25 protein-coding genes, 1 tRNA gene and 1 CRISPR repeat array are annotated in these 25,075 nt (G+C 42.2%); of the genes, 17 read left to right on the forward strand and 9 right to left on the reverse strand.

Annotation, left to right across the window (positions count from 1 at the left end; all coding sequences use genetic code 11):
• Positions 1–513 precede the first annotated feature (513 nt).
• The 3 genes from ACKLNX_RS13185 to ACKLNX_RS13195 all read right to left on the reverse strand — a co-directional run bounded on the left by ACKLNX_RS13185 (position 514) and on the right by ACKLNX_RS13195 (position 2,594).
• Positions 514–1,218, reverse strand: coding sequence for an AAA family ATPase (locus tag ACKLNX_RS13185; protein WP_412972709.1), 705 nt, complete (start codon positions 1,216–1,218; stop codon positions 514–516).
• Positions 1,219–1,306: 88 nt separating this feature from the next.
• Positions 1,307–1,543, reverse strand: a complete 237-nt coding sequence (locus ACKLNX_RS13190; RefSeq protein ID WP_412972710.1) for a hypothetical protein — start codon at positions 1,541–1,543, stop codon at positions 1,307–1,309.
• Positions 1,544–1,610: 67 nt separating this feature from the next.
• On the reverse strand, positions 1,611–2,594 hold the full coding sequence (locus tag ACKLNX_RS13195; RefSeq protein ID WP_412972711.1) for an RHS repeat domain-containing protein: 984 nt from the start codon (positions 2,592–2,594) through the stop codon (positions 1,611–1,613).
• A 146-nt stretch (positions 2,595–2,740) separates the two neighbouring features.
• Between ACKLNX_RS13195 and ACKLNX_RS13200 the strand changes: the two genes are divergently transcribed.
• The 3 genes from ACKLNX_RS13200 to ACKLNX_RS13210 all read left to right on the forward strand — a co-directional run bounded on the left by ACKLNX_RS13200 (position 2,741) and on the right by ACKLNX_RS13210 (position 5,483).
• A complete protein-coding gene (locus tag ACKLNX_RS13200) occupies positions 2,741–4,249 on the forward strand; it encodes a transposase (RefSeq protein ID WP_412972712.1) in 1,509 nt (502 codons plus the stop codon).
• Positions 4,250–4,641: 392 nt separating this feature from the next.
• Complete coding sequence (locus ACKLNX_RS13205) at positions 4,642–4,986, forward strand: hypothetical protein (protein WP_412972713.1); 345 nt, start codon at positions 4,642–4,644, stop codon at positions 4,984–4,986.
• Between the two features lie 17 nt (positions 4,987–5,003).
• Positions 5,004–5,483, forward strand: coding sequence for a hypothetical protein (locus ACKLNX_RS13210; protein WP_412972714.1), 480 nt, complete (start codon positions 5,004–5,006; stop codon positions 5,481–5,483).
• A gap of 580 nt (positions 5,484–6,063) precedes the next feature.
• Positions 6,064–6,389: a CRISPR direct-repeat array (repeat unit 28 nt; unit sequence GTGTTCCCCGTATCCACGGGGCTGAACC).
• A 311-nt stretch (positions 6,390–6,700) separates the two neighbouring features.
• On the opposite strand, the gene ACKLNX_RS13215 is transcribed toward ACKLNX_RS13210, so the two are convergent.
• Positions 6,701–6,776, reverse strand: a tRNA-Arg gene (locus tag ACKLNX_RS13215).
• Positions 6,777–6,948: 172 nt separating this feature from the next.
• Positions 6,949–8,142, reverse strand: coding sequence for a flagellar assembly protein FlgT (locus ACKLNX_RS13220; RefSeq protein ID WP_412972715.1), 1,194 nt, complete (start codon positions 8,140–8,142; stop codon positions 6,949–6,951).
• Positions 8,143–8,492: 350 nt separating this feature from the next.
• On the opposite strand from ACKLNX_RS13220, the gene ACKLNX_RS13225 reads away from it, so the two are divergent.
• A complete protein-coding gene (locus tag ACKLNX_RS13225; RefSeq protein ID WP_411694261.1) occupies positions 8,493–8,981 on the forward strand; it encodes an LPP20 family lipoprotein in 489 nt (162 codons plus the stop codon).
• 77 nt (positions 8,982–9,058) lie between these two features.
• Here ACKLNX_RS13225 and ACKLNX_RS13230 read toward each other — a convergent pair whose 3' ends face one another.
• The 3 genes from ACKLNX_RS13230 to flgA all read right to left on the reverse strand — a co-directional run bounded on the left by ACKLNX_RS13230 (position 9,059) and on the right by flgA (position 10,714).
• A complete protein-coding gene (locus ACKLNX_RS13230; protein WP_412972716.1) occupies positions 9,059–9,490 on the reverse strand; it encodes a flagella synthesis protein FlgN in 432 nt (143 codons plus the stop codon).
• Between the two features lie 7 nt (positions 9,491–9,497).
• Positions 9,498–9,830, reverse strand: coding sequence for a flagellar biosynthesis anti-sigma factor FlgM (flgM, locus tag ACKLNX_RS13235; RefSeq protein WP_412972717.1), 333 nt, complete (start codon positions 9,828–9,830; stop codon positions 9,498–9,500).
• 176 nt (positions 9,831–10,006) lie between these two features.
• Positions 10,007–10,714 (reverse strand): flagellar basal body P-ring formation chaperone FlgA, encoded by a 708-nt coding sequence (flgA, locus tag ACKLNX_RS13240; RefSeq protein ID WP_412972718.1) that lies wholly within the window; start codon positions 10,712–10,714, stop codon positions 10,007–10,009.
• Between the two features lie 157 nt (positions 10,715–10,871).
• On the opposite strand from flgA, the gene ACKLNX_RS13245 reads away from it, so the two are divergent.
• The 13 genes from ACKLNX_RS13245 to flgL all read left to right on the forward strand — a co-directional run bounded on the left by ACKLNX_RS13245 (position 10,872) and on the right by flgL (position 24,228).
• Complete coding sequence (locus ACKLNX_RS13245; RefSeq protein WP_412972719.1) at positions 10,872–11,807, forward strand: chemotaxis protein CheV; 936 nt, start codon at positions 10,872–10,874, stop codon at positions 11,805–11,807.
• Positions 11,808–11,810: 3 nt separating this feature from the next.
• Positions 11,811–12,644: a CheR family methyltransferase gene (locus ACKLNX_RS13250; protein WP_412972720.1), complete on the forward strand. Its 834-nt coding sequence runs from the start codon at positions 11,811–11,813 to the stop codon at positions 12,642–12,644.
• Positions 12,645–12,741: 97 nt separating this feature from the next.
• Positions 12,742–13,152 carry a flagellar basal body rod protein FlgB gene (flgB, locus tag ACKLNX_RS13255; RefSeq protein ID WP_412972721.1) on the forward strand — a complete coding sequence of 137 codons (411 nt, stop codon included), beginning with the start codon at positions 12,742–12,744 and terminating at the stop codon, positions 13,150–13,152.
• Positions 13,152–13,574, forward strand: a complete 423-nt coding sequence (gene flgC, locus ACKLNX_RS13260) for a flagellar basal body rod protein FlgC (protein ID WP_411694226.1) — start codon at positions 13,152–13,154, stop codon at positions 13,572–13,574. Before flgB ends, flgC begins: the two co-directional genes overlap by 1 nt.
• Positions 13,575–13,613: 39 nt before the next feature.
• Positions 13,614–14,306: a flagellar hook assembly protein FlgD gene (gene flgD, locus ACKLNX_RS13265; protein ID WP_412972722.1), complete on the forward strand. Its 693-nt coding sequence runs from the start codon at positions 13,614–13,616 to the stop codon at positions 14,304–14,306.
• A gap of 15 nt (positions 14,307–14,321) precedes the next feature.
• Entirely contained in the window at positions 14,322–15,707 is a 1,386-nt protein-coding gene (flgE, locus tag ACKLNX_RS13270) for a flagellar hook protein FlgE (protein WP_412972723.1), read from the forward strand.
• Positions 15,708–16,485: 778 nt separating this feature from the next.
• On the forward strand, positions 16,486–17,229 hold the full coding sequence (gene flgF / locus ACKLNX_RS13275; protein WP_411694223.1) for a flagellar basal-body rod protein FlgF: 744 nt from the start codon (positions 16,486–16,488) through the stop codon (positions 17,227–17,229).
• Positions 17,230–17,266: 37 nt separating this feature from the next.
• A complete protein-coding gene (flgG, locus tag ACKLNX_RS13280; RefSeq protein WP_411694222.1) occupies positions 17,267–18,055 on the forward strand; it encodes a flagellar basal-body rod protein FlgG in 789 nt (262 codons plus the stop codon).
• 10 nt (positions 18,056–18,065) lie between these two features.
• Entirely contained in the window at positions 18,066–18,770 is a 705-nt protein-coding gene (gene flgH, locus ACKLNX_RS13285) for a flagellar basal body L-ring protein FlgH (protein WP_412972724.1), read from the forward strand.
• Positions 18,771–18,779: 9 nt separating this feature from the next.
• Positions 18,780–19,892: a flagellar basal body P-ring protein FlgI gene (locus ACKLNX_RS13290; RefSeq protein ID WP_412972969.1), complete on the forward strand. Its 1,113-nt coding sequence runs from the start codon at positions 18,780–18,782 to the stop codon at positions 19,890–19,892.
• On the forward strand, positions 19,892–20,845 hold the full coding sequence (flgJ, locus tag ACKLNX_RS13295; protein WP_412972725.1) for a flagellar assembly peptidoglycan hydrolase FlgJ: 954 nt from the start codon (positions 19,892–19,894) through the stop codon (positions 20,843–20,845). Before ACKLNX_RS13290 ends, flgJ begins: the two co-directional genes overlap by 1 nt.
• A complete protein-coding gene (gene flgK, locus ACKLNX_RS13300) occupies positions 20,842–22,992 on the forward strand; it encodes a flagellar hook-associated protein FlgK (protein ID WP_412972726.1) in 2,151 nt (716 codons plus the stop codon). The genes flgJ and flgK overlap by 4 nt, the downstream gene beginning before the upstream one ends.
• Positions 22,993–22,998: 6 nt before the next feature.
• The gene (flgL, locus tag ACKLNX_RS13305) at positions 22,999–24,228 is read left to right on the forward strand and encodes a flagellar hook-associated protein FlgL (protein ID WP_412972727.1); all 1,230 of its coding nucleotides are present in this window, start codon (positions 22,999–23,001) and stop codon (positions 24,226–24,228) included.
• Positions 24,229–24,315: 87 nt separating this feature from the next.
• On the opposite strand, the gene ACKLNX_RS13310 is transcribed toward flgL, so the two are convergent.
• The gene (locus tag ACKLNX_RS13310) at positions 24,316–25,068 is read right to left on the reverse strand and encodes a class II aldolase/adducin family protein (RefSeq protein WP_412972728.1); all 753 of its coding nucleotides are present in this window, start codon (positions 25,066–25,068) and stop codon (positions 24,316–24,318) included.
• Positions 25,069–25,075: the final 7 nt, after the last annotated feature.

Here is a 25,075-nt window from a genome sequence, read left to right on the forward strand (position 1 = left end):
TACCAAGGCCCTATCTACCCATGAAGTTGGAAACTAACACGCCATACAACACTTACACAATTCGACATTTCAACAAACCAATCTAGTCAAAAAGACAGCTGTCACAAGGAGTAGTATATATCGTTAATCCGTCTTATACTCTTTTCCTCACTTCTCGACATTGAACAACATGCCAGTTTTGTTAAACGGCGGTACTCACTCGCCTTTAGGCCACTTTCATCGTGCTGCTTGAACAATGCTTGCCATTGCTCGATACTTCTTACAATCATCACAAAACCCTCGTTTGATTAAAAACACGATTTTGCTACTGCCAAAGTAATTAGCCTAGACGGGGTTTAGCGGACGGTTACCGCGTTAATAGTATGGCAACTAAATAAAAAAACGGCGGCTAAAAAAATAAGACTGAGCTGCTAAAAAAACATCATACGCTCATCACTCGCATGGGCTAGCCAACTGTTATGATAAATACCGTGGGAATTTATACTACAATAAAGTGGTGGTCTACACTCTCGTCTAAAGGTTATTCAAAAATCTACTTGGGTTATCAAGAAACAATTTAGTCAATTGGTAATGATCTGTTTCTTCATATTTTACTCGTTTTATTTCTCCATCAAACTCATAAATATCTGCATCTTGATACGCTAACAATATCGGTGAATGCGTTGCGATTATCAATTGAGAACCTTCATTTACAAGCTGATGTATACGCGATAGCATCGCCAATTGCCTCGCAGGAGAGAGTGCTGCCTCCGGTTCATCACAGAGATAAAGGCCATTTGCGCCAAACCTTTCAACCATCAACGCGAGAAATGATTCACCATGTGATTGATGATGCAGAGACTTATTACCATAGGACGCCACAATTTTTGCCCCGGCCGTTGGATCCTGGTCAAGCTCGTCTATTTCTGTTGCAAGATTGTAAAAACTCTCAGCTCGCAAAAAAAAAGCATCTTCACACATCCTTGGCGTTCTGCGTATTCCTAAAAATTGAAACAAATCTGAATGGGTCGGCATTGTCGAAAATGTAAAATTACGACTTCCTCCCTCGGGGTTGAGCCCTAACTTCAGTGCTATCGCCTCAAGCAACGTTGACTTCCCAGAACCGTTTTCACCCACAAAAAAAGTGACCGACTTTGAAAACTCTACCTCTTTTAGATTCGAAATTGTCGAAATATTAAACGGGTATTCAATATGATTAGGCTTATTTTTCAATTTCACAGATTTTATAAAAATATTGATTGTCCTCTCTAGTTGCTAACATGCGACTCAAAAAGCAATACTACATATGTATTGCAGATTAATTTTGCTAACGCTCGTGATTCAAAGATAAATGAGGAAATGTTAATTCAATGAGCACAACTACTGTGTAAATTTCCCCAAAACCTGAACCTATAGCTTTCAGAAATTTATTCCTTTCAATGTCATTATCAATACGGGTCCCAACCACATTTTCAAAAGCAGCCATCGAATCCTTAAGCTTTACAAACTCTTTTAGTATTGCTTTCGCAGACTCCTCTGTGCCAGAAAATAGTAAGTGTTTCATTTTTTACTCCATTCAAAAGTCTCTCTAATATATATCGAAATAGGTAAACTTTTAACTTCTAAATCTCTCATTCCGGTTCCTCTTTAGGTATATCAATATCCTCTTCGCTCGGTTCCCTCTTTGGAACATCTGAACTATCTTCCATTGTCTCTTCGATGCATATCCTCGTACATTTAAGGACTTTGTCAATAAATGGACCATCTTTTTGAGGATAACTATCATCTGGGGTATTTTCATCAATGCATTGTTGCTTACAAGCTTTTGCCACTTCAGCAAATGTTTCTTGGCTCCATTCGTCGGGATGCGTGCCAACCCAAGGTGGAGGGACGTCTGACGGCCACGGAGCACTTTGTACTATTGGTGGCAGAATCCCGATATCTCGCGCTGTCTTTTTTACTCGGCTAACCCCATTACCAATAGTGACTTTGGGGTCTTTTAAAAGATTAAACAGCCACCTCCTTGGATTGTTGCCATCTGGATCTATATATTTATAAGGGTTGTTGTTTGCGTAAGTGTATCTGTTGAAGCCATGGATATTACCAGCACTCAAAAAAGAAGCCGCCCCCACCGGATCATTCGAATAGAAACGCCCTATAACCGGATCATAGTATCGCGCCTGCATATAGCTTAACCCAATATCAGTATCAAACTTATGCCCTGTATAGCCTACAGCATCCTTTTCCCCCTCAATCACACTGCCAAATGGTGCATAGTGTTGATTTGAAGTATCGGGGCTTTCGCTTATACCTACTTTTGAGATGAGTTTACCCGCTAGGTAAATATAGTTTATCTTACCTTGGTTTGTCTCCCTCATTAACAAAGTACCTGATTGAGAGTAAACACTGTAACTGGTGCCCTTGGCATCTGTTTGTTTCACGCGGCGGTTGAATCCGTCGTAAAGGTAGGTGTTTGTACCTTTTGCACTGGTCATCTGATTGGCTAGGTTGTATTCCATTGCTTGATGACTGTTGTGAGTGACATTGCCACGGCTGTCGTAGTTAAAATAATTGTAATCTTTTTGCTCGATGCCCGAGCTGGCAACAGCCGTCAATCGATTGTTTGTGTAACAATGCTTGCCGAACAAGTCATTGATAATGAGTTTTTACACAGCCTCATCCATAACCGGACACTCAGCCAGTCGCAAGCTAGGCCTTTTTTTGCCACACTTGTCGTTACACAATTCAGGGATGAAGGAATGTGTTGGCATTACAACAAAATGAGACATACAAGCGCCATCGACCAGAAACAACGCTACTTTATCAATTAGTTGAACGTTACTATCCAGATTTTATCGTAAACTTAGCTGACCAAGGCAAGTATTTACCCAAGTATGTTGAGCGTGAGTTCGATGAGTTCTTGCGTTGTGGTCGACTAGAGCACGGCTTTTTACGCGTGGTATGTGGCGACTGCAAGTATGAGAAGTTAGTTGCTTTTAGCTGTAAACGCAGAGGTTTCTGTCCTAGCTGCGGAGCCAGAAGAATGGCAGAAAGTGCCGCGCTTCTTGTAGATGATGTATTACTTGGTTATCCAATTCGCCAGTGGGTCTTAAGCTTACCCATTCCACTTCGGCTGTTGCTAGCAAGAAACCCAAGTGAATTGAGCAAAGTGATGCAAATCATTCATCGCGCCATTTCCACGCATATTGTGAACAAAGCAGGTTTTACCAACAAACAAGCGAAAACTGGGGCAGTTACCCTTATTCAGCGGTTCGGCAGTGCCCTTAATCTGAACATCCATTTCCACATGTTGTTCTTAGAAGGCGCGATTAGCGAAAATCCATGGGGTGGCACGACTTTTACCCGCATCAAAGCGCCATCCCATAGCGACATGGTGGAGCTAGTTCACACCATTAGCTGTCGCATTGCCAACTATTTGGAGAAAGTGGGGTTAGTGGAGCGCGACATAGAAAACAGTTTTCTTAACTTACCTATTGATGATGAAGATAGTCTATTGCAGTTGCAAGGGGCCTCCGTAAGCTATCGCATTGCTATGGGACCACAACAAGGTCAAAAAGTATTTACGCTACAAACCTTACCTGCGAGCACCGAGGATGAATATGGTCAGTTAGCCAATACCTCAGGTTTTTCGTTACACGCAGGGGTCTTCGCTAATGCTGATGAGCCAGAGAAATTAGAAAGATTATGCCGATATATAAGTCGTCCTGCCATTAGCGAGCAACGTTTGAGCATGACTGACCATGGAAAAGTGCGCTATGAATTGAAGACACCTTATCGAGACGGTACTACCCATGTTTTCTTCGAGCCTATCGATTTTATTGGCAAACTAGCCGCACTTATTCCACCACCAAGACTTAACCTCACCCGTTTTTTTGGCGTATTTGCGCCTAACAGCAATCTTCGTGCGCAAGTCACCGCTTCCCAGCGGGGTAAAAATAGTCCTAAACTTACGAATAAAGAAGATAGCCAAACTGCTAAGCCATACCATGCCAGAGGGATGACGTGGGCTCAAAGGCTAAAACGAGTATTCAACATAGATATCGCTCAATGTGAGAAATGTCAAAAGCACAATGTGGCGATAATTGCCTGCATTATAGAGCCTGCCATCGTACATAAAATACTGAAGCATTTCGATAAAAAGTACCCAACTTCTAAACAAACAAAACTGTTGCCACATTTGCGAGCGCCACCTGATGAACAATACGGAAACGATCTTACTATTCAACGTGACTTCAACTTTGGGGCATAGATTACCTTTACTGCAAGAGTGAAAGAAACACACTATTAGATGGTGGGGACATTCGCGCTTTAATTATCCATTTCCTGTACCAAGGCCCTATCTACGCATGAAGTTGGAAACTAACACGCCATACAACACTTCCATAATTCGATATTTCAACAAACCAATCTAGTCAAAAAGACAGCTGTCACAGGGGGTAGTAAATAGCTTTAATTCTCCTTATACTCAATTATTTATAAATGCTGCTGCCGAAACAGTGTCACAAGGCATGGAAGAATTAGCTGAGCCGATTGATACACAAGCTGATAGAATCGTTGATGATCTTTTCTTAAAAATAGGGCACTGAAAGATAAATCTAGTGCTTCATCTTTATTGATTGAGATTACTTTAAGGTCCTTAGAATGTCAAAATTTGAATCTTTTGTGAAAAGACTAAATGTGCCAAAGCTCTATAAAGCTGGAATCGCAATTAGTTTATCTTTGGTCTTACTCGCAACTGTTTACGGACTTTTCAATGGAAATGCATTAGCATATTGTATTGTATATTCAATGAGAGCTTTAGGTATTTTCTTTCTCTTCTATTGTTTAAAATGCTATGACCAAGGAAGCGAACATTTCGTGAGCGCAGGGTGGACAGAAAAAGAATTTACAAAGGAAAATCATCCTTATCAGTTTGTAGTTCTGCTTTATTTACTATTGTTTCTAAGCTTTGGCTTCAGTCTTTCTTGGTTTACGATTAATATATAAAAAAGGTATACAACATCATGACGTCCTTTATTATCGCACTTTTTGTTAGTGTTACTTACCAAACAACACCCGTAAACGTAATGACCGAAAAGATGGTAAATGAAGCCTTGAATATTATGGATGTTTATACACGTGAATGTGATTTTGAAACATCAACTCAATTTTATGTATCCAACTCACAAGTTGTTGGTTATGAAAACGACGGCAACCTTCGATATCGACATAATTGGGATGAGACAAAGGCGGTAGTAAAGGAGCTTATGGATAAGTGTGAAGGTGAGTATCTCAACATTGAGGTTATTGAAAAGAGTATCGTATTAAAAGACAACGCTATGGAAGCCACTTCGTCAAACGAGAGTACTTATGATTTTAGAGAGGCAGATGGCTCAGTGAATAGATATCATAATAAAGTAGTCACATTGTTTGAGATTAGGAGTAAGCGGTTGGTCGTAAAAGAAACTACCTTTTATAATATATCAGTAACGTCCTTGGACTAGGCACGTTATAGGTTAACACGAGTTGGTGTTTTTAGCTCAGACGAAACCCAAGATAACAAATAGGACGAGATTTAAGAATTTAGTGTTCGTTATAATTACATTGATTGAAGTAAATGTCCGTATATGGACTCCACCAGTTTCACAACATATTTTTGATAATTTTTTGAGTTAAGTCGCGAGCGTATATTCGGCTTCTTATTGAGATTGCATGTCTCTAGCCTTCGATGTGTTCGCCACTGCTGTCCTCTTCGGTTTTGTAGCTTATTTCAGCTTCCGGACATTACAGGTTTTCAACAGTTTGGTTTAACCAAGTATTATCGCTTTCATGTTGTAGAACGCTTTTAAAATTGTCTGATTCTCGTTATACCTTGTTATATGTTGCTAAAAAGCATATCGCTAGCAAGGTAGCAGTGTTTTTTGATATTGTTTTTCGGTGACTAATAAAGCCCACGCTGTTCGCACCGTTTTATTTGCCATCGCAATGCATGCTCGTTTGATACCTACTCTCTGCACAAGTGACATTAGCCAGGCTTGTTTAGTGGTTTTTGGTTTGTCAGGCAGGCTTATCAAGAATGATAATGTGTTCCCCGTATCCACGGGGCTGAACCGAGGGAGAAAGCCCTCGAACAATCCAAAAGTATGTGTTCCCCGTATCCACGGGGCTGAACCGTCCGAATCTCTCTATTTCAACTGAAACAAGGTGTTCCCCGTATCCACGGGGCTGAACCGGCTCTGGTTCTGGCTCAACAACATCAGTGTTCCCCGTATCCACGGGGCTGAACCAGGGGAAGAAAGAAAAGAAAAAGAGAGAAAAGAAGTGTTCCCCGTATCCACGGGGCTGAACCGCAATTTAGAGTCCAAATATTTAGAGAACTTGTGTGTTCCCCATATCCACGGGGCTGAACCGACGGTCAATCACGCGGCGCTAATCAGTTTCTTGTGTTCCCGTATCCACGGGGCTGAAGGGGCTTAGAACTAGCAGTAAAGTATAGAATGTCAATTACCTTGGCCGCGCCGCACTAGATAATTACCTTCTAGTAAAAGTGAAAAAATAACCAAATACAGGCTGTGAAAATATATCGTAGAAGGAATGTACGCAATAAAAAATCGCAGAGGAATGTGAACAGTTTTTTGTATATTTAGTCACACCATGGTCACAAGCTTTAAAATATAAGCAAATATGTTACAAAGATTACCAGTCAAAATCGAACAAAAATTGGCCACCCCTAGTGGACTTGAACCACTATCAAAGACTTAGGAGGTCCTCGTTTTATCCAGTTAAACTAAGGGGTGGAGTTGACCTGTAGTATTTTGTGACAAAACGAATTTGAAAACAACTGTGAATCGAAACCTTTGTGACTAAAAGTACCTATGACTGGAACCTTAGGAGGGGATCGCGCTATCCAGCTGTGCCACGAGGACGACTAATCACTATTATTCAACAATACGCTTGATAAAGACAAGTCTATTGTCGAGCAACATAGTCGTTTGGCTGAATATTACCCAGAAGGCTTCGGTCACGACTTGTCACCGTCGCGGTCTCTGCAAAAACTTGAGTAACAACGAGTGTAGTCGGGTGCAATATAAACTGTTTATATTCTTGACCAAAATTGTCCCTGATTTGCTTGAGACTAAATAAAGTAAGTTGGTCTCCCGCTTTTACGTTTTGGTTTTTACCTAAGTTAATTTGCAATTGATTGTTGGAGACCGCCAATATTCTGCCCATTGTGGGCTCGCAAACAGCGTATTCCTCTAAATCGATAGTTGCTTTTTGTAAGCTTTCTAAAACAGCTCTTCCATATCGACTACGCCAAAACTGGTCTGAGTTAACATCGATTTGCTTCGTCATATCAAACTCCCAAGCCTCGGAAACACGATATTGTTTTTTTAGTAACTCTTCGCCGGAAGCGCCGTTGAGAAGGGTTAGAGTGTAAGCAAAATTGCGCACTGCACTGCCGCCATCCCAAAATTTAAAGGCGTTAGCTTGTTGGCGCTCAACACTGATGTCATCAATTGTGATTGCTAAGACATATTGCACATCTGTTTTTTGTGCAAGGCGAGCGGCTTGAATATTTTGATTCGTGCTGTGCCAATTAAGAGTATAGGGCTCAACTTCGCTTAAGCTTAAGCCTGTGCTAATTTGTGAGAATGTTTCTTGAAGCTTATGTGCTGCTGCAGCACCTAGATCATGAATTTGGCCATCTGCAGCCTGGGCGCCATAGCGTATAGGGAAATATGTTGTGGCTAAACGCTTAGTATAATCAGCTGCTGAACATTGTGATTCTTGTGAAAAAATATCAGCACGAATCGAAACTGTGACGTAACCATCCGAATACACTTCATCAATCAATTCAAGTGTGTTCACTTCGCCACTGGATCGAATTTCAATATGGTCATCCATTAATAGGCCATTCGTCATTTGTTGCACGCTTCTAACAGAGGCGCCGGCAAATAGTAGAGCCTGCTTTATGGCTTCTTCTGTCGCTTGGTGCCGGGCCGCCGTTTTATCGCCATTTAGAATTGCCGCTTGTCCCGTAGCTGAAAACCAGGCTGCGTTGGTAGCAAAGCTTAGTAGGATTGAGCCTAATAGAACCGCAAAGCTCAGAGTTTTGCGGCTGTTTATGAAAAGCTTTTGCTTAATAACAGATTGTAATTTCATTGGTCAATTCACTTATATGGCTTATATTATTCATTACTGCACTTATTCTTTACAGCGCATATTCATTTCTGCGCATTGTTAATAATTAGCGCATTGAATGCTTTACTACGTAATGCTATACAAGTTATGTGCCACAGTATGAGTTTCATCTTCTTTACACAGGGTATTTCCTGTTTTGCACACATTTCACTCCGACATGATGAATCATGGTTCATATTTTGCATTGCTTAATCTATCGAGAATGGTTGGTTAATTTATGATTACGCAAGCTAGATATTTCAGCTTTGTTTGAGTCCTAATCAGTCATAACAAACAGTAGTAAGAATACATATAGGTAATTTATGCTAAATATGAACAAGTCAGGCGTCACTAAGGTTCGCACTGCAATTGCGTCGGTAGGACTTATCACACTTTTGGGGCTATCAGGTTGCAGCTCAATGTTCACAAAGCATGTCGAGTGGGAAACAATAGAGCCAGGGACATACCCTGTCTTAAATGCAGTAGGTTATGCACCCATTGATGCTCAACTAGGTGGAGATGAATCTACAAAAACCTTAATGGCGATTAAAGCGTCGAAGCTAGATGCTTATCGTGAATTAGCTGAGCAAGTTTTTGGACAAAAAGTTGACGGCGAACAAGAGTTGGCAAATTTAGTCCTCACAAATAACCAGTTGAAAAGTTCGGTAGAAGGCGTTATCCGTGGAGCTCGTGTAGTCAAAACCTACCCAGTAGGAGAGGACACCTATGCTACGGAGTTAGAACTTGATATGTCGAGGGTATACGATATATATCTATCAACAGCGAAACCTAAGAAAATCCGAAAAGTTACTTACTATTAAAGTGAGTGTTTCAACAAAGCAAAAAAAGCCAGCTTTAAAGCTGGCTTTTTTTTCGTATTAGTTTCTAAACTGATCTTTCAGGCTGTGAAGCCCTTCGAACCAGCATCGCCAGTCGTTTTACCGCTGCGATCATAAGTCATTGATTCACGAGCACGAAGCTCCATCATCAGATTACGCAAGTGAGTAAGGCGAAGTTGGCCTTGTTCAACTGACTTTGCATTAATTTGTGTCAAATATTTACATTCATGAATAATGGCATTACAACCATTCATTGCTGCTAAAGCATCTTCGGTGCTATCACCATTCGCTTTCGCTTTCTCAAATAACGAAGATATTGAACTATCCTGCTCTTCGATATGAGTAAGGAGCTCTTCCTTTTCTTTCAACAAGCCCATTAGCGTCTCTGGCTCTCTCGAGCTGATCAGGTGCAGTTCAGTTTCCAATAGTGCTTTAAGGGCAGTTAACTGTTCTGCTTGTTTATCAATCGCGCTCAATAAACTTGTGATCATTTAGATTCTAAGCTCCATTCCCGAAAATTTGAGATTCCAATTTGGCAATTTTTTGCGCCAATACTTCAGGGTTTATCTTATATTCGCCATCGGCGATAGCTTTTTTCAGTTTATCAACTTTCTCTTGATTAACTGGTGCCTCAGTGCTCTTCTTTTGAACCTGCGAAAGTTGCTGTGCAGATGAAGTTAATGACACTGAATCTTGACGCGGCGCAGTAGACTGAGCAGCGGCTTGAGCAGTGTTAGCACTTGCAGATTGACCTGGCGTTTGCTGTTGTGACAGCTTTTGCCCATCAATTTGTGGCTTGTTTACATTATTGTTTACATTGTTAATAGTCATAATTTTTTTCCAGAACCTATAACATCTCGTTAATGTTATCGGCTTCTTATGTTCTAACTTTAGCAAGAAAGTGAATTAAAATCACATTTTCTGCTCTTTTTTTGTATTTTAAATTAAAAATACTTCTAACTATTCAAACTGATAACAAAAAAGCGTCAAAATATTAGCTCTTTTTGTTAGATTTGGATACTCACTTCGCTCGTACTAGAGACTGTCGCAGATACCATTTTCTTCGAGGCGGTATTCTGTACTCTTATCGTGTCACCTAAGTTTCCATCCTGTTGCGCGATACCCGATACTTTTAAACTTAAGCCGCTGGCTACCGCCATAATCGTGACTTTGTCACCTTTGCAAACGAAGCAAAGCATACCATTATTAATTATTTGGCCTGGTCTAACTCGCCGTTTAAGTCGCGCACCAAGCAGATATTGTTTGTCGCTATATGTCGACCCTCGAAGCCTGTTAATTGGTATATCGGCAATATACAGATTTTTTTCAGTTAAAAGTGAGCCAGGGCTCATTGTTTCTGATGTAACTACCACAGGTTTAGTTTGTTCGACCTGTACTGAAGTAAAAAGATACCAATTAGTGTTTGGGCAAGTGACCTTCACTGACACATTACTTTGCTTTAAGCTTGAATCAGAAGCTTCAAATTCAAAGGGTGATTTGCATACTGGGATGTGTATTCGGCTGTCAATTTCGGCAGCTTGTATATTAACGTCAGCATCTTCATCAATAAAAGCACGCTGTTGTACATACAACTCAGCTTGATGTTGTATACTCAAATGAATAGATGCATTGGCTGCGGTAGTGAAAAGCACTAAAAAATAGGTCAAGCCAACGCCTAATGCTGTCGATAACGAATTACTTATATTAATTTGCATTTGTCTTTTACCTGTTTTCTTTTAGTTGGCGTGATCAACGCGTCATACCAAATAGAGTGTCAAAAGTTCGGCACAATTAGCACTTATACGTGCTTCTTTAATGCGGTATATTAGATAAGGCAACAATCATGCCTAAACTCAAAATTGGAGGTTATGAATGTCCAGTATTATGGATTCGGTCAATCAACGAACACAGCTTGTAGGACAAAACCGCTTAGAGCTTTTGTTGTTTAGGCTCAATGGAAGACAGCGTTTTGGTATTAACGTTTTTAAAGTACGCGAAGTTTTACAATGTCCTCCATTAACTCAAATTCCTCGCTTGAATAAACTTATTCGCGGTGTCGCGCATGTTCGTGGTCAAACCATCTCAATCATTGATTTAAGTATGGCGACGGGCGGAAAGCGTATCGAAAACTTAGAAACAGGTTTCATTATCATTGCTGAATACAATCGCTCCGTTCAAGGCTTTTTAGTCGGTTCAGTAGAACGAATTATCAATACCAATTGGGATGCAATCATGCCGCCACCTCAAGGTTCGGGCAAAGCAAGTTATCTTACTGCTGTGACCGAGGTTGAAGGTGAGCTGATTGAAATTCTTGATGTTGAAAAAATCTTAAATGAAATATCGCCGCTAAACACCGATGTAAGTAAAGATGTGACTGAGTCCTTAGACGTAACCTTGAGTAAAGGAAAAATGATATTCATTGCTGATGATTCAGCGGTGGCCAGAAATCAGGTGAAGAAGGCATTGACAGCTTTGGGTCTTGAAATCGAGATGGCTAAGAATGGTTTGGAGGCTCTTAAACGCCTCAAAGAAATAGCTAGCGAAACAGGCGATATTACTGACAAAGTAGGCGTATTGGTTTCTGATATTGAAATGCCAGAAATGGACGGGTACACCCTTACCGCAGAAATAAGAAACGATCCAGAGTTAGCTAGATTAAACGTTGTATTACACACTTCGTTAAGCGGTGTATTTAACCAAGCAATGGTGAAGAAGGTAGGTGCAGATGATTTTATTGCTAAATTTCATCCTGATGAACTAGCCGCTGCTGTTGGTAAATGGCTAGGCACTGAATTAAAAGCGAAGTAGCAATTGAAAAAAGAGCTTTCACTCGCTGCGTACGATAGGTTTCGTTCCTTTCTGCATGAAAAAAGTGGCATCTTGCTGGATGAGACTAAGCAGTACTTGGTGAGGAGCAGGTTAGTGCCACTAGTACACCGATTTGCTTGTCCAGACGTTGATACTTTAATTGAAAGAGTCGTTTCGCAGCGCGAAGCGATTGTAACTCAAGCCGCATTAGAAGCAATGACGACAAATGAAACACTTTGGTTTCGTGATAAATATCCTTTTGATATTCTACAAAATAAAATCTTACCTGAGCTAGCAACAAAGCAAAATATCGTCCGTATTTGGAGTGCTGCCAGTTCGACTGGGCAGGAAGCTTATTCAATTGCCATGACGGTTGCAGAATTTTTAAGAGGAAATAAGGAGGCCTTTCGTCATGGTATTCAAATTATTGGCACTGACTTATCGACTGAAGTTGTCAAAACGGCTACTGTGGGCACTTACGACTCATTGTCTTTGAATCGAGGATTAAGTGATGAGTTTAAGCGTCGCTACTTTGTATCCGAAGAAGATAAACGTATGACGATAAAACCTGAAATTAGAAAGTGGGTGTCATTTCGACAATTCAATTTAACTTCAAACTTTGCCGCTTTGGGCAAGTTTGATGTGGTTTTTTGCCGCAATGTGCTTATTTACTTCGATTCGGATCTAAAAACCAAGGTACTGCAAAATATTTCCGCTTGCCTGCAGTCAGAGGGCAGTTTGTTGTTAGGCGCGTCCGAATCCCTCAGTGGTGCAACTAAGCACTTTGAAATGATTACTCAGCCCTCAGGCCTTTATTACCGTAAGCTTAAACAATAATCCCCATCTCAAAAACACTTCTTTTTAAAAAAAATAATTTTTTGGCACATGAATTGCTGAACACTTGCAAGTAAGTTTGTTTGTAAGTGAGTAACACATGGCTATCAGTTTAGATAAATTAGTTGGATTTCATCAGAAGGCACTCTCTGTTCGCTCGAATAGAATGGAAGTGATTTCAGGGAATTTAGCAAATGCAAATACTCCTGGGTACAAGGCGAGAGACATTGATTTTAATAAAGCAATGAAAAGCGCGCAATACAATCAAGGCAATCAGGGTAGTTTAGTTAAAACTCACGACAAACACATTTCCGGGCGTTCTCAAATGCAAGCGGAAATCGAATTTAGAATCCCAACTCAAGCTGATACAGGTGATGGTAATACTGTTGATTCACAAGTTGAACGAAACAATTTTCTCGACAACGGCTTGCGCTATCAAGCAGGTGTGATGATGTTGACCGGAAAAATTAAAGGCATGAAGAAAGCAATTAGTGGCGGAGGTCAAGGCTAATGAGTTTATTTAATATTATGAAAATAGCGAGTACAGGAATGGGGGCTGAAAGTGTGCGCCTAAACAGTACTGCGAGTAACATCGCTAACGCTAATTCGGTCAGTAGCAGCTATGAAGATACATACAAAGCTCGCCACCCAGTTTTTGCAGCAGCCTTGCAAGAAGCGAATGCAGACATGACAAAAGGTACCGGTGTAAAAGTACTTGGTGTTGTTGAAAGTAATAAACCGCTGCAAGTGGAATATGCACCAGGCAATCCTTTAGCGGATGAAAATGGTTATATCTATAAGCCGAACGTCAATATTGTGGAAGAAATGGCTGACATGCTTTCAGCTTCAAAAGGTTATGAAACCAACGTGCAGATTGCAGATACAACTAAGCGTATATTCAGACGTGTATTGCAGTTAGGTCAAGGTCAATAGAGTTAAGCTAAGCTTGATAGTATTAGCGGAGATAATAAAGTGAATACATTAGAACGCAATCAAACCGGTTTAAATACCGACCTCTATTGGCAACCTGAGGCGGTTAAAGTATCGGACGGTACTGAGCAGAATCTGAAACAAGAAGATTTCTTTGCTTTGCTCACTGAGCAGTTGGCAAATCAGGATCCAACTAAGCCAGTAGATAATGACCAGTTGGTATCACAGATGACTTCATTCACCACAGCTGAAGGTATCTCACAGCTGAATGAGAAATTTGGTAGCTTTGCCTCATCAATGACTTCTAACCAAGCCTTGCAAGCGTCTAGCTTGATTGGCCAGAATGTACTGGTGACGGGCAATATTGGTCATATAGCGAATGAAGGTCAGGGCATTAACGGCGTGATCATCAATGAGCAAACCTCTCAGAATACCAAAATAGCAATTCAAAATAGCCAAGGTGAAGTAGTGCGTACGATGGATATCGGCACGCTTGCCGCAGGCAACGTAGAGTTTAATTGGGATGGTACTGATCAAAACGGCAATCCATTGCCGCCAGGTGATTACGCTGTCCAAGTTCAAGGCGAAGTGTTTGGCGAACCAACGTCATTACCTACAGCCATTAATAGACATGTCGACAGCGTAAGTCTCGCAGGCTCAAGTCAAGGTGTCATTCTTAATTTAGATGGTGACGTTAGCATACAGCTAAAAGACGTTATCCAAATCGGTAGTTAATAGGAGTTTTTCCCCATGTCATTTAATATCGCACTCAGCGGAGTCTCGGCTTCACAAAAAGACTTAGACACAACGGCAAATAACATTGCTAACGTGAATACGGTTGGTTTTAAGGAGTCCCGTGCAGAATTCGGCGACGTTTATGCTGCATCTCTTTTAGCCTCGGGTAAAACCAAAGTGGGTGATGGTGCATTAACCCAAGAAGTTGCTCAGCAATTTTCGCAGGGGAGTTTGAGCTTCACTAATAACTCATTAGACTTAGCAATTACCGGTAATGGTTTCTTCGCAACTATTCCTGAAGTGTCTTCTCGTGATTTTTCATTTACGCGTGCAGGTCAATTCAAATTAGACTCTAACAACTTCGTTGTGAACTCTTCGGGTGATAATTTATTGGGTTTCCCAGTGAATACTGACGGTACTTCTGCTTCTGTAGCTCTTAGTACAACAGTGCCTGTTCGAATTCCTGACTCGTCGGGTTCGCCACAACAAACGACTGAAGTTGATGTTAGATTTAACTTGCCAGCGGGTGACCAAGGCAAAGTGGCCGCCGATTTTGACCCAAGTGACCCATTGACATACAACGCAGCTACTTCGGTAACAATTTATGACTCGCTAGGTGATAGCCATGTTATGACTTATTACTTCATCAAGGATAATGATCCAGCTGTCGTTAACGAATGGTATGTAGCAACAGCAGTTGACGATCAATTAGTTGATGCAACAAACTCTGACGGTTCTGATTCTGATCCAACAACTGCGACAAATGCTGTCGGCCTCAACACCGGTAATGCAGTATCGACTGCTAAAATCTCATTTAGTGAGGGTGGTGATTTCATTGGAATTGAATCTGCCGATGGTCTTCCACAACTCAACTCTAAATTCCAAACTGAAGCGCTAGGTCCAAACATTCTTAGTAATGGTTCTTCGCCACTTCAGCAAATAACAATAGATTTTAACTTAGATAGAAACAACGCAACGCCAAATGAGCCTACTCAGTTTGCTTCTGCATTTGAAGTGACCTCACTTGAGCAAGACGGTTTGCCGGTTGGTCGATTAACGGGCATAGATATCGGTGCTGATGGCCTAGTTAGAGCAACATTCTCAAACGGTACATCGGAACCAATCGTTCGTGTGGCACTTGTCCGTTTCTCGAATGAACAGGGCTTGACGCAACAAAGCGGTACGCAATGGAAAGAAAGTATTCTTTCGGGCGAAGCGCTAGCGGGTGAAGCAACAACGGGTACCTTCGGTGATATTAACTCGTCGGCACTTGAGCAAGCGAACGTTAACCTAACCACTGAGCTAATTGACATGATCATCGCTCAACGTAACTTCCAAGCTAACTCCAGAGCGCTGGAAGTAAACAACCAGCTAAACCAAACGATATTGAACATTCGATAATCGTTAACTAAATAATTTAAGCCGACATTCGTGTCGGCTTTTTTGTTTCTTAGGAATGAAACCAGAGGGTAGAAACTGTGTTTTGAATCCAGAGTATTGAGGTGAGTCCTGCCTGCAAAAAAGCGCTGCGAGCACATCCCTGTGACGCTCTCATAAAACTCCTGTTTTATGACGTTTTTTGCAGGCAGGACTCACCTCAATACTCTTCACTTTGGCGGTGGTTTTAGGCTTGTTTTTCCTTTGTTCTGACTTGATCGGTTTGAAACCAGAGCACTGAGCTGGGTTCCTCCTTTAAAAAAGCGCTTCGAGCACATCCCTGTGACGCTCTCATAAAACGTCCTGTTTTATGACGTTTTTTAAAGCCAGGACTCGACTCAATACTCTTCACATCATAGGTGGCTTCGAGTTTGCTTGTTGGAAAAGCAGCTTTTTATGAGAATGTCAGAAAGGGGCACGAAATGCTTTTTACACGAAACAACCTCAATGCTGAATTGGCAGCGAAACTCAAAGACCAGAGCGGCAAGCCTTCCCCATAAAAAACGTCACAAAACAGGAGTTTTGTGAGAGCGTCACAGGGATGTGCTTGCAGCGCTTTTTTATGGGGAAGGCTTGCCGCTCTGGTCCACCTCGCTGTAAACCGCCCAGCTTGATTTTACATCGCGTAATGACTGACAGCTATAAAACAACGTCAACGTAAAACGACAAACTAAGACTTGGCATTGTCCTTGCAAACACAACAGTATTCAGATCTATTTACGTCAAAAAAGAGTCGAATACTATGGATAAAATGCTGTATATCGCGGCCAGTGGTGCTAAGCAAGACTTCAATGCTACCGCTATACGCGCCAACAATTTGGCTAATGCGCAAACCAACGGTTTTAAGGCGCAATTAGAACAAGCGCGAGCTATGCCGGTATACGGCGATGGTTTGCCGACTCGTGTATTTAGCATGACTGAAAGTCCTACGAATAACTATGACAGTGGTCCATTGATAACAACTGGACGTCCTCTTGATGTAGCTGTTCAGGGGGATGGTTGGTTTTCAGTGCAAACTCCTCAAGGTGAGGAAGCTTATACGCGCAGCGGCAGTTTAACTATGACTGTTGATGGCGCGTTGCAAGATTCAAAAGGTAACTTGGTTTTAGGTGAAAATGGCCCTTTGTTTCTGCCTGTTCCTGTGAACAACGTGACGGTAGGTAATGATGGTCGTATTTCAGCGCGCCTGCAGGGAGCGCCAGAAAGCCAGGTTGATGAAGTAGGTCGATTGAAGTTGGTTAATCCACCTATTGATACGATGAAGCGTCGTACCGATGGTTTGTTCGATCTTAAAGAGGGTGGTGTTGCGCCACAAGATATTAGAGTTGGTGTTGCCTCAGGCATGCTAGAAGGCTCAAACGTGAATGCTGTAGAAGAGATGGTCAGTATGATCAGTTTACAGCGTCATTACGAAATGCAAGTGAAGCTGATGAAGAAGGCCGATCAAATGGTCACTAGCTCAAACACGCTACTCAGAATAATTTAATTAGTAACTAGGCGAAATATTTTTCGCGGAGGTTTTTATGCACCCAGCATTATGGATAGCAAAAACAGGTTTAGATGCAGCACAAACAGATGTTTCCGTTGTATCGAACAACCTAGCAAACGCCAGTACGGTCGGTTTCAAGAAAGATCGCGCCGTATTCGAAGATTTGCTTTATCAAAATATTAACCAACCTGGTGGACGTTCTTCGGCAGATACCGAGCTTCCTTCTGGTTTGATGTTAGGTGCCGGTTCAAAAGTCGTCGCAACTCAAAAGTCGCATACACAAGGCAACTTGTTAACGACTGAGAATGCGCTTGATATGTCGATTCAAGGTCGTGGGTTTTTCGAAATTCAACAACCCGATGGCAGCTTGGCTTATACACGTAACGGACAATTTACTTTGAATGATCAAGGTAACATCGTAACGCCGGGTGCTGGCTTTGTATTACAACCAGTGATTACATTGCCGCAAGACGCTCAGCAGGTGACGATTTCCCAAGATGGCGAAGTTTCGGCGCAATTGCGTGGGCAAGCTGAACCACAGGTATTAGGCCAGTTAAATTTAGCTGACTTTATCAACCCTGTTGGTCTCCAGCCAATTGGTCAGAACTTGTATGTTGAAACAGCGGTATCTGGCGCACCTATTCAAGGTGTTCCTGGTTTAGAAGGCTTAGGCACGATTGCTCAAGGAACCCTTGAAACGTCAAACGTGAATGTAACAGAAGAGTTGGTGAATCTTATTGAAAGCCAGCGCTTGTACGAAATGAACTCGAAAGTGATTTCGTCTGTTGACCAGATGCTTGGTCAAGTAATACAGCAACTTTAGGAATAGGCTCATGAGACTATTGTCATCAAATACTTCATTAATCGCATTAACAATCATTGCTGTCAGCAGCCTGAGTGGCTGCAAGTCTACGGCGGTCAAACCGGTCACTGCGAACGACCCTTATTATGCGCCGGCGGTGCCGACCATGACGAGAGATGAAATAGTTGAAGATGGCAGCTTGTTTAATAAAGCCATGGCAAACAGCTTGTATTCAGATGTGAAAGCACGTCGTGTCGGTGACATTATCACGGTGCGTTTAAGTGAAAATACGAATGCATCAAAGTCGGCGGGCACTACTTCTAGCAAAGAAACGAGTGTCGACCTTAATCCGATCGTTGGGTTGGGTGGGAACGTCATTAATATCGGTAAAGAAAGTATTCAACTGGGTGTCGATTCAAGTAACGATTTTACAGGCGATGCACAAGCTAACCAGAGCAATAGTTTAACTGGGAATATCTCGGTCACTGTCGTTGAAGTGCTGCCTAATCAGAACTTGATTATTCGCGGCGAGAAGTGGCTGACTTTAAATAATGGCGATGAGTACATTCGCTTAACGGGTGTTATTCGTTCTGCTGATATTTCGCCAACCAACGAAATTCAATCAACCAAAATTGCCAACGCGCGCATTCAGTATAGTGGTAAAGGTTCGTTCGCACAGGCTCAAGAAAAAGGTTGGCTGACGAAATTCTTCTCCTCAACGTGGTGGCCACTCTAGGATTTTATGATGAAGTTATTATCTGTGTTCGTAATCGTCAGTTTGCTTTTGTCACCGTTTCAATTGCAAGCTCAACGTATAAAAGATTTAGCCACCATTCAAGGTGTGCGTGCCAACCAATTGGTAGGTTATGGCTTAGTTGTCGGCTTGCCAGGAACGGGTGAGACAAGCCCGTTTACGGAACAAAGTTTTAGAACGATGTTGGCAAATTTTGGTATTTCACTCGATGCTAATATTAAACCCAAAATTAAAAACGTAGCTGCGGTAGCCGTTCACGCAACATTGCCTGCATTCTCCAAACCAGGTCAAACCATTGACGTGACAGTTTCGTCAGTAGGTGAGGCATCAAGCCTGAATGGCGGTACTTTATTGCAGACATTCATGCGTGGATTAGATGGCGAAATATATGCTGTTGCACAAGGTAGCTTGGTGGTAAGCGGCTTTGGTGCTGAAGGTAATGATGGTTCCAGAATTGTGTCAAATACGCCCACTGTGGGTCGAATTGCGAATGGCGCTGTTGTTGAAAGAGCCGTGCCTTCTGGCCTTATGCAGAATGATTATTTGACCTTGAATTTGAACACTCCTGACTTCAGTACTGCGCAAGCATTGGCTGATGTGATTAATCAGCGATTAGGTGCGGATGCATCAATGGGGACTGCTATTGCAATGCCTATGGATGCCGCTTCAGTTAAAGTGATGGCTCCTAGAGAGCAGGGTCAAAGAGTCGGTTTCTTAGCAACCATTGAAAACTTTGAATTCCAACCCGCTACAGCACCGGCAAGAGTGGTGATTAATAGCCGTACGGGCACAATCGTAATTGGTCAGGATGTTAAGTTATTACCCGCCGCGATAACGCACGGTGGTTTAACGGTGACAATTTCCGAAAATGTACAAGTTGATCAGCCAAATGCGCTTGCTAATGGCAGCACTGTTATCACTCCACAATCCATTGTTGATGTTAATTTGGATGATAGCCGCATGTTTTTATTCGACCCAGGCGTTAGCTTAGAACAGTTAGTTCGAGCAGTGAATGAAATTGGAGCGGCTCCAGGTGACTTAATGGCCATCCTTGAAGCGCTTCGCCAAGCTGGCGCGCTACAAGGTGAGTTGGTGATTATCTAATGGACTTAAATTCTGCAAACAAATCTCAGCTAGAGATGTCGCGCAACTACCATGATATGGGTAGTGTCAATAAATTGCGAGAAGCCGCACAGTCGGGTGACAAAGGTGCTTTAGAAGAAGCCGCTAAGCAGTTTGAAGCGATATTTGTACAAATGATGCTGAAGTCGATGCGTAAAGCACAAGACGCGCTTGCAGATAAAGACAGTCCGTTTAGCACGGAACAAGTAAAATTCTACCGCGAGATGCACGACAAGCAACTCGCCACCGATTTAAGTGCTAATGGCAGTATAGGGCTCGCAGAAGTGATTATGCAGCAAATGGGCACTGATAACGGAGTGACTCCAGCAAGCGCTGTAAGAACCGACGGCAATTTGTCTGTGTTAAACAGGCACAACGTTGCCGCCGTACAAAATGCGCAGAACAGAGTGCTCGGAAGTAGCAGCGATAATGCAACAATGTCGGCTAGCAAAGAAGCTGCCTTTAGCTCTCCAAGTGAGTTTGTTAAAGCGCTTTATCCGCATGCTGTTGAAGCTGCCAAAGCACTAAATATAGACCCGAAAGCCATGATTGCGCAAGCTGCCGTCGAAACAGGTTGGGGAAAAAGCCTCATTCACAAAAGTGACGGTGAAAATAGTCATAATTTATTCGGTATTAAAGCTGATAAACGATGGGATGGCGAGAAGGCCACCGTCGATACATTAGAGTTTGTGAACAACGTACCCGAGAAACAACAAGCTTCGTTTAGAAGTTATGGTTCGTTTACCCACTCTATGGAAGATTACGTCGACTTTATTAAGTCGAACCCTCGCTATGATGAAGCGATTCAAAAATCAGAGAAACCTGAAGACTACTTCAAGGCATTGCAGGAAGCCGGTTATGCAACGGACCCAGCATATGCAGAGAAAGTGATGTCGGTATTCAATGGCAAGATATTGGGTGAATTACTACCATGATTAAAACGGCAGATCTTTTCTCTATTGCAAAAACAGGCGTTAACGCTAGCGGTCGCTTGCTCTCAACGACCAGTAACAATATTGCCAATATTAATACCGAAGGTTATGTGCGCGAACGCACAGAATTTAAATCAGAACTAACCGGTGGCGTTAACATTGGTTTTACCGACCGTGTTTTAAATCAATTCGCAATGAATCAATTGCGCCGCGATATTACTAGCGTGGGCGAAGCGCAAGCATTCTTTGATAGAGCGGAAGGCTTAGACAATGTGCTTGCGAGTGAAGCCAATTCGATTTCTGGCGCTATCACACGCTTTTTCGCTTCAGTTCAAACGGCGGCAGATGATGCTACCAATATTACGTCACGTGACTCAGTTCTTGGCCAAGCTCAGGGCTTAGTCAATCGTATCAATACACTCGGCGATTTTATGACGGTAAAAGAGCGTGAAGTAGAGCAACAAATAGACGACAGCGTGAATAACGCAAACGCCCTTATAAGCCAAATCGGCAATTTGAATAAAGCCATACAGGTTATTGGCAACAGTAGTAATGTAGATACGCCATCAGCTTTAATGAACGAACGAGATTTGGCTATTCGTAAATTAGCAGAGTTCATGTCGATCGAAACACGCACAAGTCCGAACAGTGATTTAGGCTTGGTCGTTAATCTTACGTCTGGCGAGTCATTAGTGTTGGCCGACGGTACATTTAACGTATTAGCCCTTGATGGCGAGCCAGACTTTACAAGCGCTCAGTTGCGCCTATCAACAAACTATGCACCACCAAAAGCAAACACAACATTGAATGTTCAAGAACAAAAAATGGGTGGCGCACTAGGTGGTTTGTTTCGATATCGTGAACAAATTTTGGAACCAGCTCAGCGTGATTTAGGAAAATTATCAACGGCCTTAGCCGATGCTTTTAACAGCCAAAACCGCCAGGGTATGGATCTTGACCAGCAACTTGGTGGTAATATTTTTGAGTTGCCAGGATTTCGCGGCATTAATTATCCAGACAACTCTGACTTAAGTTTAGGCGTTAAAGGACGTTTTACCGAAGGTGCAGGCGGTGATATAACTAATTCCGACTATCGATTGGAAGTATTAACAAGCCCGACTGGTTCCCCTCCAACTTTTGATGTGCAAGTATCGGCTTTGAATTCCGACGGCACCGAACAACTGGATGAATCGGGTACGCCGATCACGCAAGTAGTAAACGTGAGTGCAGAAGCGGGAACTTACAATGCTATGATGGGCGGAATTGAAATTGAATTTGCCAGTGGTGCAGCTTATGGCGTGGGCGATCAATTTTTATTTCAACCATTGCGCAAAGCCGCCAATGATTTATCACTAGCAACCACAAGAGGTGAAGACCTCGCGTTTGCAAAACCACTTCGCGTCGACACTAATGCCGCGAATTTAGGTGATGCAACGATCCGCTCTGTAACAGTGAGAAACACCACAATTGATAACAGCTTCGCTAACATTCAAGCATCCGGTTTTAATGGTGCAGGTGGCATTCAAAGTGCATCAGAAACGCCGGCATCTGTAGGAGCTCCAGCCTCAGTTTTGTTTACTAGTGCAACGGAATTCCAAGTATTAGATAACGCGGTGCCACCGAACATCATCACTACCGTGAGCGGTGTAACAGACATGAATAATTTGTTGCAGCAGGCGAAAGACAATGGTGCATCTCCACCATGGCCGACTGAATTTGCCGCTCTTCAAGATTATCCTGGTTACGATTTTAGTTTAGAAGGTGTCCCAAAGCCGGGGGATTCATTCGATATCAGTTTTAATACAGATGGTTTAGCGGATAACCGTAACGCAGTTGAGCTAGCTGGTTTGCAGCAAGAGGATACTGTGCGCCAAAGCATTGGCACGAATGGTAATAAAGCGACCTTTAATGAAACTTACGCAAATATCGTCGGTAGCATCGGTGCCCAAACGGCAAACGGAAAAATTGAATTAGCTGCGTCACAAGTCCTGCAAACACAGTCTGCGGATTGGTTTGAGTCGACGTCTGGCGTGAGCTTAGATGAAGAGGCCGCTAACCTCATACAATTTCAACAATCATATGCTGCTGCGGCGAGAATTTTGACCACAGCACAAGAATTGTTTAACACCATATTGTCTGCAGCAAGGTAATAAATTATGCGAGTTACTACAAACTTAATCTACAATCAAAACTTACGAAATATTGATGCTAACCAAGGTAACTTGGTTGATATTCAGCAGCAATTGGCGACGGGTAAAAAACTACTACGCCCTAGTGATGATCCTGTGGGCGCTGCGCAAGTTATCCGTTTAACGGAAGAGTTGGACAAAATCACGCAGTATCAGCGTAACAATGACTTAACGACTAACTCCTTAGAATTGCAAGAAACCGCACTGAGAAGTATCAACGATGTTGTTAATAGAGCGCGAGTTCTAACGGTTCAGTCAGGTAATGGTATTTTGACGACGCAAGATAGAAAAGCGATTGGTGCCGAAATTGAACAAATTCGAAATCAAGTCTTAGATTTAATGAATACGCGCAATGCCAGTGGCGAGTATATTTTTGCTGGGTATCAATCGTCTAGCCAAGCATTTGAGTTTAATCCCAGTGCGACGGGCGATAAAGTCAAGTTCGTAGGCGATGATGGCGAGAATCAGATTCAAATTTCAGATAGTGTTAAAATTCAAAGCACCTCATCTGGGAAATCTATTTTTCAAGAAGTGTTTGCACGTTTAAATTTTGATGTCACAGCGCAAAGTCCGGGTGTTGAATTAGACACTGCAAGAATCGATCAGCAAGGCAGTTTTGATAATTTTCACAAGCAAAATTTTGACCCAGTCAATGCAACTAATAATCAATACCGTTTTGACGTGCTTGCGGGAAATCAAGTTTCCGTGACTAACGTTGGCACGGGTAGTGTCGTATCTACTCTGGACTTCGAATCGGGCGAACCCTTCAGATTTGCTGGTATGGAGTTTAATTTTACGGCGAGTCCTGGTGACTCGCTAGAAATAAATCTAAACCGACCTGAAAAGAAAAATTTAGCTGAAACTTTAAATGACATGTTTGTTGCGCTAACTTCTGAGTCAATATCTGAAGCAGACTTTGTTAAAGCAATCGATAATACGCTAGTGGGATTAGATAATGGATTAGAAAAGATGTCCCTTGAAAGTTCATCTATTGGAGCGCGTTTGAATATCGCTCAATCAATTAGAGAATCAAACTTAGACAGTGAAGTGACTTTGCAAGCCGCTCGCTCAAGCATTGAAGATGTCGACTATGCGAAAGCATCTACGGAGTTTGCTAAACAAGAAACGGCCCTTCAGGCCGCTTTTCAATCTTTCCCACGTGTTAGTAATTTATCACTGTTTAATTATATAAATTAATTAGCGAGGGCTCTTTATAAAACTTCACAATAAAATCTCACAATAAAATCTCACAATAAAAGCAGTTAATAAGCGCTAATATAGCGCTTATTCAGCATAACCGGGGTTAACGCGATCTAACTTTCGCAGGATCCCGGGCCATGCTAAAGCTCCGCCCGCAGAACGAGTTACTTGCTTTGCTTGTGCTTGAATCCCCGCTAAAATTTGATCAGGAATTTTAATCATATCTTGGCCGGTAGATTGTGCTTTAATTTGAATTTCACACGCGCGTTGCAGCAAAAACATGTACAGAAAGGTATCAGCAATACTCTCCCCACAGGTCAGCAAACCGTGATTTCTTAAAATCATAAATGAAGTATCACCTAAATCAGCCACCAAGCGTGCTTTCTCTTCGGGGTTCAAGGCAACTCCCTCATATTCATGATAGGACAAAGCCGAAAGAGGGAATAAGGATTGTTGACTATAAGCCTGTAAGCCATCTTTCAAGGTGGACACCGCAATACCATCGACGGTATGCAAGTGCATAACACATTGTGCATCCTCACGAGATTCATGCACCGCGCTATGAATAATAAAACCAGCAGGGTTTACCTCGTAATCCGATTGCATCACTTTTTTGCCGTTGATATCAACTTTCACTAAGCTTGAAGCGGTGACTTCGTCGAACATCATGCCATATGGGTTAATTAAGAAGTGATGATCAGGGCCTGGAACGCGAGCTGAAATATGGGTGAACACCAAATCATCCCAACCATAATGAGCGACTATTCTATAAGCTGCGGCGAGATCAACCCGAGTCTGCCATTCCTCTTTACTAACATTGTCTTTTATTTTGTTCATTGCGCTA

Origin of the sequence: Glaciecola sp. MF2-115 (assembly GCF_047250385.1) — a bacterium.
In the GTDB taxonomy this organism is placed as follows: domain Bacteria; phylum Pseudomonadota; class Gammaproteobacteria; order Enterobacterales; family Alteromonadaceae; genus Glaciecola.

Coding starts and splice junctions, on each gene's coding strand:
- ACKLNX_RS13190 (WP_412972710.1), bottom strand. CDS start 1,543: ATGAAACACTTACTATTTTCTGGCACAGAGGAGTCTGCGAAAGCAATA.
- ACKLNX_RS13205 (WP_412972713.1), top strand. CDS start 4,642: ATGTCAAAATTTGAATCTTTTGTGAAAAGACTAAATGTGCCAAAGCTC.
- ACKLNX_RS13210 (WP_412972714.1), top strand. CDS start 5,004: ATGACGTCCTTTATTATCGCACTTTTTGTTAGTGTTACTTACCAAACA.
- ACKLNX_RS13220 (WP_412972715.1), bottom strand. CDS start 8,142: ATGAAATTACAATCTGTTATTAAGCAAAAGCTTTTCATAAACAGCCGC.
- ACKLNX_RS13225 (WP_411694261.1), top strand. CDS start 8,493: ATGAACAAGTCAGGCGTCACTAAGGTTCGCACTGCAATTGCGTCGGTA.
- ACKLNX_RS13230 (WP_412972716.1), bottom strand. CDS start 9,490: ATGATCACAAGTTTATTGAGCGCGATTGATAAACAAGCAGAACAGTTA.
- flgM (WP_412972717.1), bottom strand. CDS start 9,830: ATGACTATTAACAATGTAAACAATAATGTAAACAAGCCACAAATTGAT.
- flgA (WP_412972718.1), bottom strand. CDS start 10,714: ATGCAAATTAATATAAGTAATTCGTTATCGACAGCATTAGGCGTTGGC.
- ACKLNX_RS13245 (WP_412972719.1), top strand. CDS start 10,872: ATGTCCAGTATTATGGATTCGGTCAATCAACGAACACAGCTTGTAGGA.
- flgB (WP_412972721.1), top strand. CDS start 12,742: ATGGCTATCAGTTTAGATAAATTAGTTGGATTTCATCAGAAGGCACTC.
- flgC (WP_411694226.1), top strand. CDS start 13,152: ATGAGTTTATTTAATATTATGAAAATAGCGAGTACAGGAATGGGGGCT.
- flgE (WP_412972723.1), top strand. CDS start 14,322: ATGTCATTTAATATCGCACTCAGCGGAGTCTCGGCTTCACAAAAAGAC.
- flgF (WP_411694223.1), top strand. CDS start 16,486: ATGGATAAAATGCTGTATATCGCGGCCAGTGGTGCTAAGCAAGACTTC.
- flgG (WP_411694222.1), top strand. CDS start 17,267: ATGCACCCAGCATTATGGATAGCAAAAACAGGTTTAGATGCAGCACAA.
- flgH (WP_412972724.1), top strand. CDS start 18,066: ATGAGACTATTGTCATCAAATACTTCATTAATCGCATTAACAATCATT.
- ACKLNX_RS13290 (WP_412972969.1), top strand. CDS start 18,780: ATGAAGTTATTATCTGTGTTCGTAATCGTCAGTTTGCTTTTGTCACCG.
- flgJ (WP_412972725.1), top strand. CDS start 19,892: ATGGACTTAAATTCTGCAAACAAATCTCAGCTAGAGATGTCGCGCAAC.
- flgK (WP_412972726.1), top strand. CDS start 20,842: ATGATTAAAACGGCAGATCTTTTCTCTATTGCAAAAACAGGCGTTAAC.
- flgL (WP_412972727.1), top strand. CDS start 22,999: ATGCGAGTTACTACAAACTTAATCTACAATCAAAACTTACGAAATATT.
- ACKLNX_RS13310 (WP_412972728.1), bottom strand. CDS start 25,068: ATGAACAAAATAAAAGACAATGTTAGTAAAGAGGAATGGCAGACTCGG.